At 72.8% G+C, this 19,640-nt stretch carries 18 protein-coding genes; 8 read left to right on the top strand and 10 right to left on the bottom strand.

Features of this window, described 5'->3' with window-relative positions; translation table 11 throughout:
* Positions 1–15: 15 nt before the first annotated feature.
* Complete coding sequence (locus FHT37_RS05775; protein ID WP_183479405.1) at positions 16–537, bottom strand: hemerythrin domain-containing protein; 522 nt, start codon at positions 535–537, stop codon at positions 16–18.
* A 161-nt stretch (positions 538–698) separates the two neighbouring features.
* Here FHT37_RS05775 and FHT37_RS05770 point away from each other — a divergent pair, with 161 nt between their 5' ends.
* The 7 genes from FHT37_RS05770 to FHT37_RS05740 all read left to right on the top strand — a co-directional run bounded on the left by FHT37_RS05770 (position 699) and on the right by FHT37_RS05740 (position 6,002).
* The gene (locus FHT37_RS05770; RefSeq protein WP_147242043.1) at positions 699–1,160 is read left to right on the top strand and encodes a hypothetical protein; all 462 of its coding nucleotides are present in this window, start codon (positions 699–701) and stop codon (positions 1,158–1,160) included.
* A gap of 74 nt (positions 1,161–1,234) precedes the next feature.
* Positions 1,235–2,035 carry an SDR family oxidoreductase gene (locus FHT37_RS05765; RefSeq protein WP_147242044.1) on the top strand — a complete coding sequence of 267 codons (801 nt, stop codon included), beginning with the start codon at positions 1,235–1,237 and terminating at the stop codon, positions 2,033–2,035.
* Positions 2,032–2,706 (top strand): HAD family hydrolase, encoded by a 675-nt coding sequence (locus FHT37_RS05760; RefSeq protein ID WP_310739718.1) that lies wholly within the window; start codon positions 2,032–2,034, stop codon positions 2,704–2,706. Before FHT37_RS05765 ends, FHT37_RS05760 begins: the two co-directional genes overlap by 4 nt.
* Complete coding sequence (locus FHT37_RS05755; RefSeq protein ID WP_183479404.1) at positions 2,703–3,194, top strand: adenylyltransferase/cytidyltransferase family protein; 492 nt, start codon at positions 2,703–2,705, stop codon at positions 3,192–3,194. Before FHT37_RS05760 ends, FHT37_RS05755 begins: the two co-directional genes overlap by 4 nt.
* Positions 3,191–4,132: a D-glycero-beta-D-manno-heptose-7-phosphate kinase gene (gene rfaE1 / locus FHT37_RS05750; RefSeq protein ID WP_183479403.1), complete on the top strand. Its 942-nt coding sequence runs from the start codon at positions 3,191–3,193 to the stop codon at positions 4,130–4,132. The genes FHT37_RS05755 and rfaE1 overlap by 4 nt, the downstream gene beginning before the upstream one ends.
* The gene (locus FHT37_RS05745; protein ID WP_183479401.1) at positions 4,129–4,779 is read left to right on the top strand and encodes a D-sedoheptulose 7-phosphate isomerase; all 651 of its coding nucleotides are present in this window, start codon (positions 4,129–4,131) and stop codon (positions 4,777–4,779) included. Before rfaE1 ends, FHT37_RS05745 begins: the two co-directional genes overlap by 4 nt.
* A complete protein-coding gene (locus tag FHT37_RS05740; protein WP_183479399.1) occupies positions 4,776–6,002 on the top strand; it encodes a hypothetical protein in 1,227 nt (408 codons plus the stop codon). The genes FHT37_RS05745 and FHT37_RS05740 overlap by 4 nt, the downstream gene beginning before the upstream one ends.
* Here the strand turns inward: FHT37_RS05740 and FHT37_RS05735 are convergent.
* The 9 genes from FHT37_RS05735 to FHT37_RS05695 form a co-directional block, all read right to left on the bottom strand.
* Positions 5,989–6,969 carry a UDP-glucuronic acid decarboxylase family protein gene (locus FHT37_RS05735; protein ID WP_091724517.1) on the bottom strand — a complete coding sequence of 327 codons (981 nt, stop codon included), beginning with the start codon at positions 6,967–6,969 and terminating at the stop codon, positions 5,989–5,991. The genes FHT37_RS05740 and FHT37_RS05735 overlap by 14 nt on opposite strands.
* Positions 6,966–7,916 (bottom strand): glycosyltransferase family 4 protein, encoded by a 951-nt coding sequence (locus FHT37_RS05730; protein WP_183479398.1) that lies wholly within the window; start codon positions 7,914–7,916, stop codon positions 6,966–6,968. The genes FHT37_RS05735 and FHT37_RS05730 overlap by 4 nt, the downstream gene beginning before the upstream one ends.
* Positions 7,840–8,994, bottom strand: coding sequence for a glycosyltransferase family 9 protein (locus FHT37_RS05725; RefSeq protein WP_310739717.1), 1,155 nt, complete (start codon positions 8,992–8,994; stop codon positions 7,840–7,842). The genes FHT37_RS05730 and FHT37_RS05725 overlap by 77 nt, the downstream gene beginning before the upstream one ends.
* Positions 8,995–9,139: 145 nt before the next feature.
* Positions 9,140–10,171 (bottom strand): glycosyltransferase family 2 protein, encoded by a 1,032-nt coding sequence (locus FHT37_RS05720; protein WP_409072706.1) that lies wholly within the window; start codon positions 10,169–10,171, stop codon positions 9,140–9,142.
* A 113-nt stretch (positions 10,172–10,284) separates the two neighbouring features.
* Complete coding sequence (locus tag FHT37_RS05715) at positions 10,285–11,520, bottom strand: glycosyltransferase family 9 protein (protein ID WP_183479392.1); 1,236 nt, start codon at positions 11,518–11,520, stop codon at positions 10,285–10,287.
* Positions 11,517–12,935 carry a glycosyltransferase family 1 protein gene (locus FHT37_RS05710; RefSeq protein WP_255489498.1) on the bottom strand — a complete coding sequence of 473 codons (1,419 nt, stop codon included), beginning with the start codon at positions 12,933–12,935 and terminating at the stop codon, positions 11,517–11,519. Before FHT37_RS05710 ends, FHT37_RS05715 begins: the two co-directional genes overlap by 4 nt.
* A 106-nt stretch (positions 12,936–13,041) precedes the next feature.
* A complete protein-coding gene (locus FHT37_RS05705) occupies positions 13,042–14,271 on the bottom strand; it encodes a glycosyltransferase family 4 protein (protein WP_183479388.1) in 1,230 nt (409 codons plus the stop codon).
* 57 nt (positions 14,272–14,328) lie between these two features.
* Positions 14,329–15,282: an amidohydrolase family protein gene (locus tag FHT37_RS05700; RefSeq protein WP_183479386.1), complete on the bottom strand. Its 954-nt coding sequence runs from the start codon at positions 15,280–15,282 to the stop codon at positions 14,329–14,331.
* Between the two features lie 12 nt (positions 15,283–15,294).
* The gene (locus tag FHT37_RS05695; protein WP_183479384.1) at positions 15,295–16,479 is read right to left on the bottom strand and encodes a glycosyltransferase; all 1,185 of its coding nucleotides are present in this window, start codon (positions 16,477–16,479) and stop codon (positions 15,295–15,297) included.
* A 301-nt stretch (positions 16,480–16,780) separates the two neighbouring features.
* Here FHT37_RS05695 and FHT37_RS05690 point away from each other — a divergent pair, with 301 nt between their 5' ends.
* Complete coding sequence (locus FHT37_RS05690) at positions 16,781–19,567, top strand: ATP-binding cassette domain-containing protein (RefSeq protein ID WP_183479382.1); 2,787 nt, start codon at positions 16,781–16,783, stop codon at positions 19,565–19,567.
* Positions 19,568–19,640 lie beyond the last annotated feature (73 nt).

Here is a 19,640-nt window from a genome sequence, read left to right as displayed (position 1 = left end):
GCCCGCCGCGCATGCTCAGTGCGCCTGCTGCTGCTCGGCCATCAACTCGTCCTTGCGCTGCTGCAGCCGCTCGCCGAGCTCGGCCAGGTCCAGCCCGGCTTTCTTCGCCTTGGGGAACATCTCGTTCTGTTCCTCCTTGACGTGGTGCTTGACCCACTCGCTCATGACCTTGACCTTGGCGTCGTAGTCCTCGCCATCGGGCTCGACGCCCTGCACCGCCGCGATCAGGTCCTTGATGCTCTGGTGCTCGACGCGGGCCTCGGGGACCAGCTCCTTGTCCTTCAGCGCGGCCTGCACCTCGGGATAGAAGATCTCCTCCTCGATCTGCGCATGCACCGTCAGGGCCGTGCAGATCTGGGCGACGAGCTGCTGCTTCTTGGCGGCCGAGCGCGACTTCTCGAACTGCTCGAAGAGCTCGCTGACCTCCTTGTGGTCGGCGCGCAGCAGGGCGATGGCGTCGGGCGTCTTCGTCCGGGCCGTGGTGGCGCGCCGCGCGGTGGTTTTCCGGCTCGAGGCCGCGGTCGTGGAAGAAGGCATGGGGATTCTCCTGGCTGTGGATGTGCTGGGATGACGCGCCACACGGCGCGCCGGAATCTCTCGATGGCAAGCGTGATGCCCAGCATGCCGGGCACGCGCGGCGCGGGTATGCGCCTTGCTGAACGAAGGTCCGACTTTTCCTTCCCCCACCGGACACCCCGATGAGCAGCCGCTTCCTGACTCCCGACCTCGCCCAGGCCGCGCTCGACGCGATCACGCCGGCGATCGCCGCCCAACTGGCCTCGCCGGAGGTCAGCGGCCTCGGCGTCCTGCACCTGGTCGTGCTCGATCCTTCGGTGCCCTGCGGCGACGGCGCCTCCGAGCCGCGCTTGCTGCTGGAGCACTCGATCGGCGACCGCGCCCGCTGGGACGTGGACTACGCCGACTACGCCCGCCGCAAGGCGCTGCTGTCCTGGCGCCACCGGATGGACAGCCGGCGGCTGCAGCTGCTGGAGCCGCACCGCCTGAGCACCGACGACGCGGTGCTGTGGGGCGGCGTCTGGCTGGACGGCCTGGTGGTCGCCGCCAGCGGCGCCTTCCCGATCTGGGACGAGTGCTTCTCGATGATGGCCGCGGTCCAGCTGCGCGCCCGCGCCTGGATCGCCGCCGAAGCGGCGCGCTGACGCGCCGCGCCCCTGCCCGTTCCCCTTACCCGTTCTCCCTGTCCGATTCCACCCACCCTCCGCCGGAGTTCCCCATGATCGACAGTCCCTCGACGGCCGCGTCCACCGCGCCGGCCACCGTCCCCTCCACCACGCCCGCCGCGGACGCCGCCAGCCTGCACGGCCAGGTCGCGCTGATCACCGGTGGCAGCCGCGGCCTGGGCGCCGCGATCGCGCAGACGCTGGGCGAAGCCGGCATGCGCGTGCTGATCGCCGACATCGACCTGGGCCGCGCCCGCGACCGCGCCGCGCTGCTGGCCGAGCGCGACATCGAGGCGGTGCCCGTCGCGCTGGACGTCTCCGACCCGCGCCAGTGCGAGGAGGTCGTGGCCAGCGCGGTGCGCGACTTCGGCCGGCTGGACGTGCTGATCAACAACGCCGCGGTGGACGTCACCGCGCCGCTGTCGGAACTGGCCGTCGAGGACTGGCAGCGCGTGCTCAACACCAACCTCTCGGGCCCGCTGCTGATGACCAAGTACGCCTCGGCGCGGATGCTGACGCAGCCGCGCGGCGGCCACATCGTCAACATCGCCTCGACCGCCTCCAAGCGCGCCTGGCCCAATGCCAGCGCGTACCACGCGACCAAATGGGGCCTGCTGGGGCTGTCGCATGCGCTGCACGCCGAGCTGCGGGACAAGCAGGTGCGGGTCTCCGCCATCGTCGCCGGCGGCATGCGCACGCCCTTCCTGCTGGACCGCTTCCCCGGCATCGACGAGAGCAAGCTGCAGGACCCGATGAACGTCGCGCGCGCGGTGCGCTGGGTGCTGCAGCAGCCCGAGGGCACGGTGATCCCGGAACTCACCGTCCTGCCCACCCAAGAGACCTCCTGGCCGTGACCACGCCGCCCGACCCCATCAGCATGCTGCCGGTGCAGGACCTGGACCTGAGCGCGGCGCCCGGCGAGCGCCTGCCCGCCGGCGCGCTGCGGCCCTGCCTGTTCATCGACAAGGACGGCACGCTGATCGAGAACGTGCCCTACAACGTCGACCCGGCGCAGCTGCGCTTCATGCCGGGCGCCGGCCAGGCGCTGGTGGCGCTGGCGTCGGCCGGGCTGGCGCTGGTGATCGTCACCAACCAGAGCGGTCTGGCGCGCGGCTACTTCACCCGCGCCCAGTTCGCGCAGCTGCAGGACGCGCTGCTGCGGCGCCTGCGCGACGAGGCCGGCGTGCGCATCGACGACGTGCTGCTCTGCCCGCACGAACCCGATGCCCAGGGCCGACCGGCCTGCCTGTGCCGCAAGCCGGCGCCGGGCATGCTGATCACCGCCGCGCGGCGGCACGGGCTGGACCTGACGCGCTCCTGGATGGTGGGCGACACGCTGGACGACGTCGAGGCCGGCCGTCGGGCCGGCGCGCGCGGCCTGCTCTTCGACAGTGGCGGCGAGACCGTGTGGCGGCGCTCGCCGCTGCGCGAGCCCGAGGCCGTCTTCGACAACTGGGCGGCGCTGGCCGCCCACGTGCTGGACGAGGTCGCGACCGGCGCGGCGCCAGCCGGGAGACCGACATGATCGACAAGTGGGACAGCTCGCTCAAGTGCGTGCCGCCGGAGCGCCTGCGAGAGATGGCCGCGCGGCTGGCGCGCCCGCTGGTGTTCACCAACGGCGTCTTCGACATCCTGCACGCCGGCCATGTGCGCGGCCTGGAGGCGGCCAGCGCGCAGGGCAGCAGCCTGGTGGTCGCGCTCAACAGCGACCGCTCGGCGCGCGGCCTGGGCAAGCGCGGCGATCGGCCGTACCACAAGCTGGAGGACCGGGCGCGCGTGGTCGGCGCGCTGGCCTGCGTGTCCTGGGTCACCTGGTTCGACGAGCCCACGCCGCAGGCGCTGCTCGAAGCGCTTCGGCCCGATGTCTACGTCAAGGGCGGCGACTACCGCGTCGAGGAGCTACCGGAGACGCCGCTGGTGCGCAGCTGGGGCGGGCGGGTCTCGATCGGGCCCTACCTGCGCGGCCATTCGAGCACCCAGTTGATCGAACACCTGCGGGCCCCGGCGCCATGACCGCGACCACGCTCCCCGAACTGGCGCCGCCGGAGGTGCTGATCGTCGGCGACTGCATGCTGGACGTGTACCTCGAGGGCGCGGTGCATCGCATCTCGCCCGAGGCGCCGGTGCCCATCCTGCGCCTGCATCGCCAGTCGCAGCGGGCCGGCGGCGCCGCCAACGTCGCGCTCAACCTGGCGCGGTTGCGGTGCCCCTGCACCGTCAGCGGCCTGGTGGGCACCGACACCGCCGGCGCCTGCCTGGTCGCGCTGCTGGACCAGCCCGGCATCACGCAGCGCTTCGTCCGCGGGCCGGCGATCGACACCATCCAGAAGATCCGCATGGTGAGCCAGCGGCAGCAGCTGCTGCGCATGGACGTCGAGTCCGAGCCGCCCGCCGCCAGCGTCGACGAGCTCACGACGCTCGCGGGCGAGCTGGCCGCGCGCCACCGCTGGATCCTGGTGTCCGACTACGCCAAGGGCGCGCTGCGCCAGGTGCAGACGCTGATCGAGCGTTGCCAGGACCTGCCCTGCCGGGTGCTGGTCGACCCCAAGCGTAAAGACCTGGAGGCCTATCGCGGCGCCTGGCTGATCAAGCCCAACCTGGCCGAGTTGCGCGAGGCCGTCGGCGACTGGCGCGAGGAAGACGAGCTGTGCGAGCGCCTGGCAGCGCTGCAGCGCCGCCTGGACATCGACCATGTGCTGCTGACGCGCGGCGAGCAGGGCATGAGCCTGTTCTCCCGGGACGGCACCTGCCTGCATGTGCCCACCGAGGCCCGCGAGGTCTATGACGTCAGCGGCGCCGGCGACACCGTGCTGGCCGCGCTGACCTGCTTCCTGGCGCGCGGCGCGTCGCTGGAGGACGCGGTGCGCGCGGCCAATCGCGCGGCCGGGCTGGTGGTCGGCAAGTTCGGCACCGCCTCGGTCACGCTCGAAGAACTAGGAGTCTCCGCATGAGTGCGCTTCCCCATCCCCTGCCCCATCCGCTGCCGCGCCCGGCCCGGCGCCCCGCCACGACGCCGCCGCGCGTCGATCCGGACGCGACCTTCCTCGAAGGCCTGCGGGCGCATCGCGCGCTGTTCGACCGGCTCGACGCGCTCGGGCCCGACATCGCCCGCGCCGCCACGCTGATGAGCGACACGCTGCGCGCCGGCCGCAAGCTGATGCTGATGGGCAATGGCGGCTCGGCCGCCGATTGCCAGCACCTGGCCGCGGAATTCACCGGCCGCTTCAGCCGGGAACGCGCGCCGCTGGCCGCGGTGGCGCTCACCACCGACAGTTCCGCGCTGACCTGCATCGGCAACGATTACGGCTTCGAGCAGGTGTTCTCGCGGCAGGTCGCCGGACTCGGCGCGCCGGGGGACTGCGTGATCGGCATCTCGACCTCGGGCAACTCGCCCAATGTGCTGCGGGGTCTCGCGCAGGCGCGCCAGCTCGGCATGACGACGATCGGCCTGAGCGGCCGGGACGGCGGCGCGATGCGGGAGCTCTGCGACCTGTGCCTGGTCGTGCCGCACAGCGACACCGCGCGCATCCAGGAGGCCCACATCTTCATCGGCCACACCTGGTGCGCGCTGGTCGAGCAGGCGCTGCTCGCGCCGTGACCGGAGGCCCGCTGACCGAGCGCCCGTTCCGCTCCTTCTGGATGGGCGGCTACGAAGGTGCCGACCACGTCAACGGCCGCGGCGACGCGCTCGACATGGTCCGCGCCACCGGCCACGACCGGCTGCTGGTGCGGGACTACCGCGAGGCGCGCCGGCTCGGCCTGCGCTGCGTGCGCGAAAGCGTGGGCTGGCGCCTGAGCGAGCGCGCGCCCGGGGCCTGGGACTTCAGCCGCGCCCAGTGCATGGCCCGGACCGCGCGGCGCGAAGGCCTGCAGGTGCTGTGGACGCTGATGCATTACGGCGTGCCGCCCGACCTGACGCTGCTGGACGATGCGCTGATCCCGCGCTTTGCCCGCTTCGCCGCGGCGGCGGCCGCCGCGATCCGCCCGCTCTGCCCAGGCCCGCGCTTCTACACGCCGATCAACGAGATCAGCTTCCTGGCCTGGGCCGCCTCGTCCTCCGACGCGATGGGACCGGCGGGCGCGCCGCGCGAAGTCGGCGCCCGCGAGGACTCGCGGATCAGCGGCTACGCGATCAAGCGCCGGTTGGTGCGGGCGGCGCTCGCCGGCATGGACGCGATCCGCGAGGTCGATCCGCAGGCGCGCTTCCTGCACATCGATCCGGTGATCCACGTCGTGCCGACGCAGGACACGCCGGACCAGCGCGCGCTGGCCGAGCAGGTGGCGTCCTACCAGTGGCAGGCCTTCGACATGCTGGCCGGGCGGCAGGATCCCGAGCTCGGCGGCCATCCGGCGGCGCTGGACTGGATCGGCCTCAACCACTATCACAGCAGCCAGTGGGAGGTGCCCAGCGAGAAACGACTGGCCTGGCACCTCGGCGACCCGCGGCGGCAGCCGCTGTCCGCGCTGCTGGGGCAGGTCTGGGCGCGTTATGGCCGGCCGCTGCTGGTGGCCGAGACCGGCCACATCGGACGCGGTCGCGCCGACTGGCTGCACGACATCGCCGGGGAAGCACAGCGCGCGCTGCGCGCCGGCGTGCCGCTGGGCGGCGTCTGCCTCTATCCGATGCTGGACCGGCCCGACTGGTACGAGCCCGCGCGCTGGCACCGCAGCGGGCTGTGGCATGTGCCGCGCGACGCGCGCGGGGCCGCAGCGGGACGACGCCTGGTGCGCCCCTATGCCCGCGCGCTGGCCGACTGGGACCGTGGTCGGCGTGGTGCGACGGCGCTGGCGACGCCCGACCCGGTGCTCAGGCCACGGTGACGCTGCGCATCCCGAGCACGCCGCGGAAGTGCTCGATGGTGCGGCGCAGCCCGTCCTCCAGCGCCACTTCCGGCTCCCAGCCGAGCAACGCCTTGGCGCGGCCGATGTCGGGGCAGCGGCGCTTCGGGTCGTCCTGGGGCAGCGGCCGGAACACCAGTCGCGAGCGGCTGCCGGTCAGGCGCAGGATCATCTCGGCCAGCGCCAACATCGTGTGCTCGCCCGGATTGCCGACGTTGATCGGCCCGAGGTGCGCGCCGTCCATCAGCAGCAGCAGCGCCCGCACCGTGTCGTCGACGTAGCAGAAGCTGCGCGTCTGCAACCCGTCGCCGTAGATGGTGAGGTCCTCGCCCTGCAGCGCCTGGACGATGAAGTTGCTGACGACGCGCCCATCGCCGGGCCGCAGCCGCGGGCCGTAGGTGTTGAAGATGCGGGCCATCCGCACGTCGACGCCGCGTTCCTGGTGGTAGGCCATCAGCATCGCCTCGGCGCAGCGCTTGCCCTCGTCGTAGCAGGAACGCGCGCCGTTCGGATTGACATGGCCCCAGTAGTCCTCGTGCTGCGGATGGCACTCGGGGTCGCCGTAGACCTCGCTGGTGGAGGTGTGCAGCAGCCGCGCGCCGGCCTGCTGGGCCAGCTCCAGCAGGCGCCAGGCGCCCAGCACGCTGCTGAGCACGGTGTCCACCGGCGCGGTCTGGTAGTACGCGGGACTCGCCGGGCAGGCGAGGTTGAAGATGCGGTCCGCCTGCGCCATCTCCGGCGTCGGCTCCAGGCATACGTCGCGCCGGTGGAAGGTGAAGCCCTTGTGGCCGAGCAGCTGGTCGAGGTGGCCGATGTCGCCGGTGCTCAGGTTGTCGACGGCCATCACCCGATGCCCGCGGGCGAGCAGGCGTTCGCAGAGATGGCTGCCGACGAAACCGGCCGCGCCGGTGACCAGGATCGTGCGGGGGGTGTCGATGGCGTCGTTCATGTCGTGACCTCATGGAGAAGCTGCATCCAGTCCGCGACGAAGCGGTCGATGTTGAATCGTTCCCGCGCCAGCTCGCGGCCGCGCTCGCCCCACTCGCGGGCCAGGCCCGGATCGCGCAGCAGCCGCGCCATGGTGTCGGCGAGCGCCTGCGGCCGGTTGTCGATGAAGCCGTTCTCGCCGCTGCGGATGACGGTGGCCAGCTCGGTGGTGGCTAGGCCGACGACCGGCTGGCCGATCAGCATCGCCTCGATCAACGCCAGGCCCAGGCTGGTGTAGCGGACCGGATGCAGGAAGAAGCGGTGCGAGGCCATGTGGGCCGGCAGCTCCAGTTGCGAGGCCTCGCCCCAGCCGCCCGGCAGCGCCTCGCTGCCCATGCCCACCAGTGTCAGCGGCACCCGCTCGAGCAGTTCCCGGTACAGGTCGGCGCCCAGGCGGCGGCCGCGGCGCTGCAGGTGGTTGACGACCACCAGCCCGCGCTCCAGGTCGCCGCGGTAGACCGCCTGCGTCAGCGGCCGCACGCCGTGCTCGACCACGCGGGTCGGCGTCCGGCCCGCGTCCCACATCAGCGCGTTGAAGTGGGTGCAATGGACCAGCATCGCGCCGGGGTCCTGCACCCAGTGCAGGGTGTCGGTGGGATGCTGCTGCGGCGGGTCGTGTTCCAGGTAGACACGCGGCAGCCGCTGCTGCGCCTCGCTGAGCCAGCGCGGGCGGTCCTCGTCCCAGCCGGCGCGGTGCTGGTACAGCACCAGGTCGAAGGGCATGGTCGCGATCTGCTCGAGCGGCGCCTCATGCACGTTGTCGCCCCAGGGCAGCGCGCCGACACGGCCCACGCGGCCCGGCGAGCCCGCCGGGTCGGTCACCAGGAAGAAGTCATGCGGAACCTGCGTGAGGTTGTAGAGGTAGTTGCCGTGGACGTGCCAGGTCAGGATGCGCAGGCGACGGGGCATGGTGACCCTCCTTGGAGATCGCGACGGATGGGATGGATGGCGCGGACGAACGCAGCAGGTCTTCCAGCGCCTGCAGCACCTCGAAGACCGACAGCGCATGCGCGCAGGCATGGCCGTTCGGGCATTCGGGATAGGCGCAGGGACGGCAGGGCGCGGGCTTGGCCAGCACCCGGTGCCGGGCGCGGTCCGGCGGCGCCCAGCGCATCGGCTCGCTGCCGCAGGACAGCACCACGCTGGGCACGCGCAGCGCCGCGGCCACATGCGAAACGCCGGTGTCGTTGCACACCAGCACCCGCGCATCGCGCAGCAGCGCGCCCAGGGTCCACAGCGTGGTGGCGCCGGACAGATCGGTGACCGGCACGCCCAGCGCGGCGAGCATCGCGGCGAATTCGCCGGTCAGCGGACGTTCGGCGGCGGTGCCGGTGAGCACGATCGCCAGGCCGGCGTCGTGCAGCGCCTGGGCCACGGCCGCGAAGCGGCGCAGCGGCCAGCGCCGCGACGCCAGCTGCGCGCCCACGTGCAGGCAGGCGTAGGGCCCCGCCTGAGCGCGACCCGGCCAGGCGCGGGCGAGCGCCGCGTCGTCCTCGTCGCGCAGCGGGAACTCGAGCGTGTCGTCGTCGGCCGGCAGGCCGAGGTGGCGGCACAGCGACAGCAGCCGCTGCGTCTCGTGGCCCAGCAGCGGCCAGGGCGCGAAGCGGGCCTCGTCGGCTGGCGGCACCCAGGCCGCATCGCTGCGAAAACCCGCGTGCCAGCGCGCGCCCAGCAGCGCGAGGAAGGGATTGGTCCGCTCGCCGCTGCCATGCAGCTGGATGGCGAGGTCCCAGTCGCTGGCGTGCATCGCGGCGAGGAAGGCGGGCAGCGCGCGCACATCGGGCTCGCGCTCCGGCAGGCCCGGCCAGCCGGGAAACGGGCGCCACTCGTCGACGCAGTCCAGACGCGACAGGTACTCGCGCGCGACCGGCAGGCCCATCAGCGCGATGTGCGCCTGCGGCCAGGCGCGCCGGATGGCCCGCAGCGCGGGCACGGCGCAGATCGTGTCGCCCAGCACCAGCGCGCGCAGGATCAGGATGCGCCGCACCTCGCCGTCGATCGACGCGGGCGCCGCAGCGGCCGACGTCGCGGACCCTCGGACGGGGCCGGTGATGGACTTCGGGCTCGCCCCCGGAAGAGGCGAACTCGCCGGAGCCGGCGTATTGGACGGAGGCGGAGGTCGCATCGCGGGCTCAGAGGAACGGCGTCCGGAAATGCCACGCGCCGCGCAGCCGCCAGTACACCGAGAGGAAGGGGATCGCGGCCGAGGTGCAGAGCATCTCCCACACATGCGGCAGCGCACGCGAGGTGGCGCGCAGACGGCGGGCGGTTAGTCGCAGGATCAGCGCGGCCGACGCGGCCAGCAGCCCCGCCGCGATCGCGCCCTCCCCCGCCACGGCCAGCACGAGCGCCGCCGGGGTCATCGCGACGATGGCGTAGTAGTCCCACGGCGGCACGCGGCGGATGCGCGAGCGGTAGATGGCCGGGTGCTTGCGGTACAGCAACGCGTCGAAGTAGACGTTGCGCTGCTGGCGCAGCGAGACGCCCCAGCGTTCGGGGCGCACCGGATGCCAGACCAGCGCGTCGGCGACGCGTCCCACCGGTCCCTGCGCCTGCAGGCGGAACTGGAGGTCGGAGTCCTCGCGCCAGGCGCGCAGGAAGCGTTCGTCGAAGCCCTCGATGCGGGCCAGCACCTCGCGCCGGGCGAAGGCATTCGCCGTCACGAATTCGGAGGTCTCCAGGCCGCGGGTCATCAGCTCATGGTCAGTCGGTCGCGCGTCGCGCCGGGCGGGAGCGCCGTCGCGGCCGATGTCGCTGTCGCCGTCGGTGGCGGTGCCGATGCCATCGGCGCCCGCGCTCGCGCTCGGCACCCTGACCTGGCCGGCCGCGGCGACCCAGTCCGGGTGCGCCTGCATCGCGGCCAGGCCGCGCGCCAGCCACTGCGGATCGGGCAGCGTGTCGTCATCGGTGAAGGCGACGAGCGGCGCCGTCGCGGCGCGCCAGCCGGCGTTGCGCGCGACCGCGGGCCCACGGCCGCTCGCGGCGCGCAGGTAGCGGATCGCCGGCGCGCCCGGCGTCGCGGCGACCCGCTCGACCTGCTCCCGGCACCGGTCCTCCTGGCCGTCGTCCACGACGATCACCTCGAAGCGATCGGCTGGCAGCGTCTGCGCCAGCAGCGCGCCCAGGCAGCGGGCCAGCAGGTCGGGACGCCGATAGGTGGGCATGACGACGCTGAGGTCGAGCGTCGCGGTTGCCGTGGGCGTCGCCAGTCCATCGGGGCTCGCGACACCGACCAACGCGTCCGCCGCGGCCGCGCCTCGCTCTGGCAGGACCGCGCTCATGCGGCCTCCCCCAGCGCCGGCTGCGGTGGCGGCACGATCGCCGCGAACCGCGCTGGCATCAAGGCGATCGCCGCGGCCGCGACCTCGCGCGGCGACACGCCGCTCAGGCAGCGGTGGTGGCCTTCGGGGCACAGGCTCTTTTGGCAGAAGCGGCACGGCACGTCGCGGAACAGCACGCGCGACGGCACCAGCCACGGCGTGTGCTGCGGATTCGTCAACGCGTACAGGTCCACGACCGGCGTGCCAACCGCGGCCGCGAGGTGGACCGGACCGCTGTTGTTGCCGATCAGCAGGTCGGCCTCGGCGATCAACGCCGCGAGTTCACCCACGCCCGACACCCGCGGCGAGAGCACCAGTCCCCGGGCGGTGGACGCCGGCAGGTCCGCCGCGGCCAGCGCCCGGACCGTTTCCTGGACCAGCGACTCCTCGCCCGGCCCGCCGCACACGACGATCGCGGGCGGGCCATCGCCCGGGCCGCCCGCGCCGGTGCTCGCCGCCATCGCCTGCCGCAGCAGGCCGGCGGATTCGCCCAGGCGGTCGGCCGGATAACGCCGCGACGGCGCGCTGGCACCCGGATGCACGACCACGAAGGGCTGGCGCGGTCCCACGCCCGCCGCGACCAGGCGCTGACGGACCGCCTCGCGGTCGCCCTCGAGCACGCGAAAGCGCAGGCGCTCATCGCGCGTGCGCAGGCCCACCGCGCCCACCAGGTCCAGTTGGCGGCGGACCTCATGGCGCATGCCGTCGCCGACCTCGTCGCGATCGGGGATCTCGTCGCTCAGCAGGCCATAGGCGCGCTCGCGGGCATGGCCCAGCACCCGGGGAATGCCGGCGAGCCGGCACATCGTCGCCGCCGGAAAGACGCTCTGCGTGCAGACGGTGAAGATGATGGCCGCGTCATAGTCCTCGTCGGCCCATTGCGCGAGGGCCTGGCGCTCCGCCCGCCCCGCCGGCAGACCACCAGCCGCCAACGGGTCGGCGCCGGCCTTCATCCACGGCGCATGGAAGCCGACGATGCGGTCCACCTCCGGCAGATGCGGCGCCAGCGCCGCCATCGACGGCGCGGCCAGCAGCGTCAGCTCGGCCTCGGGCAGCGACTCGCGCACCGCCGCCAGCGCCGGCGTCGTCATCAGCACATCGCCGAGGTTGTCCAGCCGGATCAGCAGGACGCGACGCGCCTGGCGCCATCGGGCGACACGTTCAGCCTGGACATCGGCGGCCGCCCCCGTCATCCCTGACCTCCCGAATTGGCCAGCGGCATGGCGACGACCTCGGCATGAGCCGCGTCCGTCGCGCCGACGGCGGCCAGGTGCGGCCGCGCCAAGTGCCGCACCGCCGCCGCCCCCGCACCGGCCTGGCCAGCCGCCGAGGCCAGCCGGATCGACGAGCTGCCTTGCATTGCCCGCCGCGCGGCCACCTGGGCATAGACGCCGGCCAGCTTGAAGGCGACGCCGTCCCAGGTGAACTCGCGCTGCACGCGCTGCAGCCCCGCGCGCCCCATCAGCCGAGCGATCTCGGGATGGCGGCGCAGGTCGTCGAGCCGCAGCGCCAGCAGCTCGGGGTCCTCGGGCGGGACCAGATAACCGGTGAGCCCGTCCACGACGGTGTGCTGGATGCCGCCCACCGCCGCGCCGATCACCGGCGTGGCGCAGGCCATGGCCTCCAGCGGCGTGATGCCGAAGGGCTCGTACCACGGCGTCGTCACGAAGACATCGGCGGCCAGGTAGTAGTCGCGCAGCTGGTCGCGGTCACGCCGGCCGACGAAGGTGACGCGGTCCTCGATGCCGGCCTCGCGCGCGATGCCGCGCAGCCGTCCGATCTCCGGCGTGCGGGTCTCGTCGGGCTGCGTCGATTCACCGCCGACGACCAACAGCCGCCACGGCCGCCGCTCCGGCATGCGGTGCAGATGCGCCACCGCGCGGATCACGTTGTCCACGCCCTTGCGCGGCACCAGGCGGCCGAGCTGCAGCACGATGAACTCGTCCTCGCGCAGATGCAGCCGTCGACGGGCCTGCAGCTTGTCGCCCGGGCCGAACTCCTCCAGGTCCACGCCGCAAGGCACCTGCGCGATGCGGTCGGCGGGCGCGCCGCAGTGGGCGACCAGGTCGGCCGCGTCCTGCGGGCACTCGGCGATGACGCAATCGGCCTCGCAGGCGATGCGCCGCTCCAGGTCGATGCGTTCGGCCGGGAACTTGTCGGCGTCCTTCTGATGCAGGCGCCGCACCGCGCCCAGCGCGTGGAAGGTCTGCACCAGCGGAAGGTTCAGCTGGCGCTGCAGCCGCAGCCCCACGACGCCCGACATGAAGAAATTCGCATGCACCACGTCGTAGCGCAGGCTGCGGCGCATCAGCCGCAGCGCCTCGCTGCCGAAGGCCCGCATGTAGGGCAGCAGCTGCTCCTTGGGCACGAACTCCGGCGGCCCGGCATCGATGTGGAGCACCCGCACGCCCGGCCGCATGTCAACGGCCGTTGGCAGCGCGCGCTGGTCGCGCCGGGTGAGCACGTCCACATGGTGGCCGCGCCGCGCCAGCGCCGCCGCCACATGGGACACGTAGACGTTCTGGCCGCCAGCGTCGACGCCGCCCTGCTGGGCCAGCGGCGAGGCGTGTTCGCTGATCAGCGCGACTCTCAAGGGGGCTTCGATCATGACTGCTCCTGCTGTTCGCATTCGCTTCTGGAAAGGCAAATGACATGCCGTCCGTTTGGACGGGGTTTCGCACGGCCGCTGTCCCGACGTGGCGACAGGCTCGTGTTCATCGGGTCTTTCGGCCGCCGACAGTGCCGCCGGCCATGCGCGGCTCGCGCGCGACCGTCAGCGCCGATGGGGCGGCGGTGGCCGGCCGCGCGAGGAGGCGCATCCGCTCGGCCAGCCGCTGCAGCGCCTCATCGAGCCGGTGATGCCGCTCCATCCGCGTCCGCGCGGCCTGCCCCATGCGCTGCCGCAGCTCATGCAGCGTCAGCATCTGGTGCATGCGGCCGGCCAGGTCTTCGTAGTCGCGCGGCGCCACCAGCCAGCCGGTGCTACCGTGCGCGACGATCTCCGGCACCCCGCCGACGCGCGTCGCCACGACCGGCAGACCGCTGGCCATGCCCTCCATCAGCGCCAGTGGCATCGCCTCGGAGTTGGAGCTGGACACCAGCAGGTCGAGGTCGTGGAAGACCGGGCGAACGTCGTCGACGCCGCCCATCACATGGATGCGCGCCCCCAGGCCCTGCGCCGCGATCGCGTCGCGCAGCTGCGTCTTCATCGGTCCCTCGCCGACCAGCACCGCATGCGCGTCCGGCAAGCGCTGCAGCAACAACGCCGCCGCGCGCACGAAGACCTCGGGCGCCTTCTCCGGCGACAGCCGGCCGACGAAGCCGGCAAGCAGCGCCTCCGGCGCGAGGCCCAGCGTCGCGCGCAGGCCGTCGCCCGGTCTCGGGCCGGGGCGGAAGGCCTCGACGTCCACGCCATTGGGTTCCAGGCTCAGGCGGCCGCGATCGACGCCGAGTCCGAGCGCGTGGTAATAGCTCTGGCGGCAGACGACGCTCAGATGGCTGCCGACCAGCCGATGGATCTCCAGGTCGGGCAGGATCACCTGCCGGCCGTGGATCGTCGTCATCGCCGGCACTCCGGCCAGGCGCGCCGCCAGGCCCGCCAGCAGGTGCGCATTGGGCAGGTGCGCATGGACCAGCTCCACCCGCTCGGCCGCGATCATCGCGGCCACCATCTGGATCGAGGACCAGGGCGGGTCCTCCGGCATCGGGACGACGCCGATCTCGCCGCCGACCGCGCGAATGCGTTCCGCGAAGTCGCCCTCTGACGGGCACAGCACGGTGAAGCGGAAATCGCCGGTGCCGCCCAGTCCGGCCACGAGCCGCTCCACGCAGCGTTCCATGCCGCCGACGATGCCGTTGCCGACGACCTCCAGCACATGCAGGGGCGCGGGGGTGGCCGGCGACGGCGGCACCGGGCGCACGGGACTGTCCGAGGGAAGGTCCATGGTGACGAAGCGAAGTGGAGGAAGAGAAGGCGCAGCGGCTCAGGGTCGGAGACGGCCTCAGCAGCACACCGGCCGCCACGGGCGCGGCGCGTAGTCGCCACCGCCACCGCCGCCGCCCGTGCCTGCCAGCAGGCCCGCGTGCGGACGTTCCGCGTTGGATCCGGCGTGGGTGCTCGCGTGAGCGCCGGCGTGGGTTCCGGCCGTGGCCGGCAGTCCGAGCCATGCAGCAGCGGTGCCGCTCCACAGGCGCTCGCGCGTGTCGGCGCCCAGGTCCAGCTCGTCCATGAGATCGACCACCCACTGCTTGCGCTCGCGCACCTGCGCACCGGAACAAGGCAGGAAGCAGTCGCTGCCGAACTGCAGCGAGCCGGCGCCCAGCACGTCCAGCATCCGCGCCAGCACCTCGCGCCGGTACGGCGGCGGCGGCCCGAAGGAGATGTCCAGCCGGAACTGCGCGCGCTCATGCGGCACGCCGTGGATGCGGTCGATCAGGGCGACGGCGAGCGCCTCGTCGGTCCAGGGCCAGCCCATGTGGGCCAGCGCGACCCGGGTGCGCGGATGGTCGCGCAGGGCCTCGAAATAGGTCGGCCGGCAGAAGCGGCCGGAGCGGCCGTCGATGAAGATCCCGCTGTGGAAGAGCAGCGGCAGCGCATGCTCGTTGGCGACCGCGAAGACCGGCTGCACCCGTTCCTCGTAGGGGTACCAGCCGGTCGGCACCATCTTGCAGCCCCGCAGCCCGAGGTCCTCGATCGCATGCCGCAGGTCGTCCGGTGCGTCGGGATGACGGGGATCCACCACCGCGAAACCAACGAGGCGATCGGGATGGTGGCGCACCAGCCGGGCCAGGTGCTCGTTGGCACGGCGCAGCGAGGCCGCGTCGTCCAGCGAGTAGCCATCCCCGAGGAAGGGCGCGAGCAGCACGCCGACGTCGATGCCGGCTTCGTCCAGCGTGCGCAGCACGTCGTCCGTCGTTTCCCGGCCGGTGCAATGAAGATGCGCGTCGATGATCATGCCGGGCGTCCCTCAGGCTGCGCGCAGCGAGGCGCCGATGATGGGCGCGCCAGGCGCCACCGGCCGCAGGGCCGCGGCCAGCCAGTCGCGCGCGCGCCCCGCGGCGGCGTCCCACGACGCCGCCGCGACCACGGCCGCCGCGCTGCCATGCCAGTACTCGCGCGACGCGATGTCCTCCTGCAGCAGCTCCTCGCAGGCCGCGACGAACTCCGGCGCGTCGTGCCCGATGCGGACCACGTCGCCGTACAGGCCGACCACGTCGCGGATCGGCGTGCTCACGACCGGCTTGCCGCCGGCCAGGTACTCCAGCGTCTTGGTCGGGCTGATGAAGCGGGTGGACTCGTTCAGCGCGAACGGCATCAGGCAGACATCCCAGCCGGCGAGCAGGTGCGGCAGCAGCTCGTAGCGCTGCATGCCCAGCCAGTGGAGGTTGGGCCGACGCGGCAGGTCGGCCTCGGAAATCTTCACCACCGGCCCGACCATGGCCAGTTGCCAGTCCGGTCGGGCCGCCGCGATCGCATCGACCAGCGCGAGGTCCATGCGCTCGTCGATCACGCCGAAGAAGCCCAGGCGCGGCCGCGGAATGTGGCCTTGCACCGCCTCGGCGCGCAGCGCCAGCGGGTCGTCCGGCGCGGTGCGCGGCGGCGCGAAATGGGCCGCGTCGACGGCGCTGGGCAGGCAGTGCAGCTCGGGATGCTGGCCATGCCGTGCCGCGTACAGCGCCGGGCCGCCACACAGCACCAGGTCGGCCGAGGCCATCAGCGCGCTCTCGCGCTGCCGCAGCTGCGCCGGCGCGTGCTTGAACGCGGACAACTCGTCCATGCAGTCGTACACCAGCGCGCGAGGCTGCATGCCGGCGATCAAAGGCAGGGCCATCGGCGTGTACATCCAGACGGCGTAGTCGCGCACCTCCCGCTGGGCCAGTTCGCGTTCGATCAGCGGCAGCAGCAGCGGCAGCTGCGCATCGTCGAAACCGGGGGCCGCCACCGGCGTGACCGGCACCAGCACCTCGATCGCGCCACCGGGTCCGACGCGGCGCGACTCCACGCGCGGCGGGCCCGCCGGGTCGTGCAGCGGCTCCTCGATGAAGATGACGCGGTAGTCGTTCGCGAGCCGCGTCATCAGATGCTGCGGGCGTTGGAACACGAAGTCCCAGCGCAGATGCGAGAACACGAGGAGGTGGGGCTGCTGTGGCATGGAGGGTCTCTGCGGATGTCGTGAGCAACGCTTCGGCAAGCCCGCGTCCCGAGACGTTTCCGTACAGTGTTGGCCGCGTCGAAGCGCTGCTGGAGTCGCTGCTTCGTGGGACCGTCGCTCGCTTGCGTGCGACAGCGCACAGCGCTTCGCATCGCACTTGCCAACGCTGCTTTTGCCGAAGCGCTTGCCGTCTGCGATGCGGACGGAATTGCCGATGGACACGGGGATCGCGGCGATGCCGTACCGTTAGCTTCTGCGTAGGCACGAGATCCCGGGCATCCCGCTTGCGAAGAGGTCGCCGATGGACGCCACCTCCGCTCCCGCCGCCCCAGCCGCTCCGGCGGCGCCCCTCCCCGCCCCTTCGCCGACGCGCCAGGTCTTCCTCGGACTGGCACGCGCGCTGTGGCGCTGGCGCGGCCGCACGCTGCTCGCGCTGGCGCTGCTGATCCTCTCCAAGCTCGCGGCGGTGGGCGTGCCGGCAGTGCTCAAGGCCATCGTCGACCACCTCACGCCCGCGCAGCCGGCCGCGGCCGGCGCCTCGGCCGGCGCCGCGCTCGCGGTCGGACTCAGCGTGCCGGTCTGGCTGCTGCTGGGATACGCGCTGCTGCGCTACGCGAGCACGCTGTTCACCGAGCTGCGCGACCTGGCCTTCGCACGCGTGGGCAAGCAGGTGGTCAGCAGCTTCTCGGAACGGGCCTTCGCCCACCTGCTGGCGATGAGCCCGCGCTTCCATGCGCAGCGCAACACCGGGTCGCTGGTGCGCGAGGTCGAGCGCGGCACCGATGGCCTGGGCTACCTGCTGGGCGCGGGCGTGTTCACCGTGGTGCCGACGGCGGTCGAGTTCGGCGCGGTGCTGGTGATCATCCTCAGCGGCTACGGCGCCAAGTTCGTGCTGATCATCGCCGGCAGCATGGCGGCGTACAGCGTCTGGACCGGCTGGATGACGCGCGCCCGCGTCGCGCGTCAGCGCGTGATGAACGAATACGACACGCGCGCGCACGGCCTGCTGGTCGACACGCTGCTGAACTATGAAGCGGTGAAGACCCATGGCCGCGAGGACAGCGAGCGGGACCGCTACGGCAGCGTGCTGGCGCAGTGGGTCGAGGGCAGCGTCGGCAGCCAGCGGACGCTGTCGGCCCTGCACCTGGGCCAGGCGGCGATCATCGCGGTCGGGGTCGGCGCCGTGATGCTGCTCGCCGGCATCGACACCGTCGCGGGGCGGATGAGCATCGGCGACCTGGTCATGGTCAACGCCTACCTGATCCAGGTCTTCCTGCCGCTGAACACGCTGGGCTTCGTGTTCCGGGAAACGCGCGACGCGCTGCTCAACACCGAAGTGCTGTTCGCGCTGCTGGGGCGCGAGCCCGACATCGTCGACGCCCCCGGCGCACGGCCGCTGCCGGCCGGCGACACGACGCTGCGCTTCGACGACGTGCGCTTCGGCTACGACCGCCAGCGGCAGATCCTCAAGGGCCTGACGCTGGAGGTGCCGCACGGCCAGACCTTCGCGGTGGTGGGCAGCAGCGGGTCGGGCAAGTCCACGCTCGCGCGGTTATTGATGCGGATGTACGACCCGGACGGCGGCGAGGTCAGCATCGGCGGCCACCCGCTCACCGGGCTGACGCAGCAGAGCCTGCGTCAGGCGATCGGGGTGGTGCCGCAGGACCCCGTGCTGTTCAACGACACCATCGCCTACAACATCGGCTACGGCCGGCCCGAGGCCGATCACGCCGCGATCGTCGCGGCGGCGCGAGCCGCGCAGGCCGACGAGTTCATCAGCCTGCTGCCCGAGGGCTACGAGACCCGCGTCGGCGAACGGGGCGCGCGGCTCTCCGGCGGCGAGAAGCAGCGCATCGCCATCGCGCGCGCGTTCCTGAAGAATCCGCCCATCGTCGTGCTCGACGAAGCGACCTCGGCGCTGGACACCAAGGCCGAGCGCGCGATCCAGGGCGCGCTGGACGAGGTCGCGCGCGACCGCACCTCGCTGATCATCGCCCACCGCCTGTCGACGGTGGTCGACGCGGACCAGATCATCGTGATGGACCGCGGCGAGATCGTCGAGCGCGGCCGCCATGAGGAGCTGCTCGAACGCCGCGGGCTCTATGCGCAGCTCTGGGAGCTGCAGCGCCAGCAGCAGCAGACCGAAACACTGGAGCGGCGCATCGCGCAGCACCCGGTCAACGTGGCCGGCCTGCTGGTGCTGAGCCTGGACGGCCTGCGCGACACGGTGGCCGACGCCGACATCGATGTCTTCACCGATGTCGACCTGAACGTCGCCAGCGTCCATGGCGACGCCAGCCGCATCGCGCGCATCGTGCAGCTGATGTGCCTGCTGGCGCTGCGCGGCGCCACCCGCGGCCGCATGGAAGGCCGGCTGCGGCGCGTGGACCGGAGCAGCCAGTTGACGGTCGGCTTCCACGGCCGCCTCGATCCGGGCGTCGGCCCGCCGGACACGCTGGAGCTGCGCTCGCTGGTCGGCGAGGCTGGCGGTCACCTGGCGATCGATCGAGACGTGGAGGCCGGCTTCCAGCAGTACGTCGTCGACTTCCCGCTGCCGGCGCTGGCCGAGGCTCGCCTGTCCGAGGACGAGCTGCGCGCCGCGCCGCCCGCGCTGGCGCAGGCCGCGCTCGACCGCGAGGAGACGGCGCTGGAGACGGTGTTCGGCCTGGACGAGCATCCCCTGGCCGGCCTGAACGTGATGTGCGTGGACGACGACGAGGACGCGCTCGATTCGCTGGGCGCGCTGCTGGAGCACGACGGCGCGCGGACCGAGCGCCTGACCACCGGCCACGAGGCGCTGCGACGCCTGGCCGAGCGCCCGCCCGACGCGTGGCCGCATGTCCTGGTCTGCGACATCGCGCTCGGGCCGGAAGACGGCCATGCGGTGGTACGGGCGCTGCGCGACCTGGAGGCGCGGCGCGAGGTGCCGCTGGGCCGGCGCCTGCCGGCCATCGCGCTCACCGGCATGGCGCAGCCCGAGGACCGGCTGCGCGCGCTGGTCGCCGGCTTCCAGCGCCACCTGGCCAAGCCGGTCGTGCCCGAGGAACTGGTGCGGACGCTGCATGACCTCGCGCGCGTGCCCGCCTGAGCGCGGCCCTCTTCAGCTTGTCGCCGCCCTCTTCGCCCTCTTCGCCCGCCCGCCCCACCGGCCGCATCGATTC

Source organism: Mitsuaria sp. BK037 (assembly GCF_014193045.1).
GTDB lineage: Bacteria > Pseudomonadota > Gammaproteobacteria > Burkholderiales > Burkholderiaceae_C > Roseateles.
This window is presented reverse-complemented; position numbering and strand designations above follow the sequence as displayed.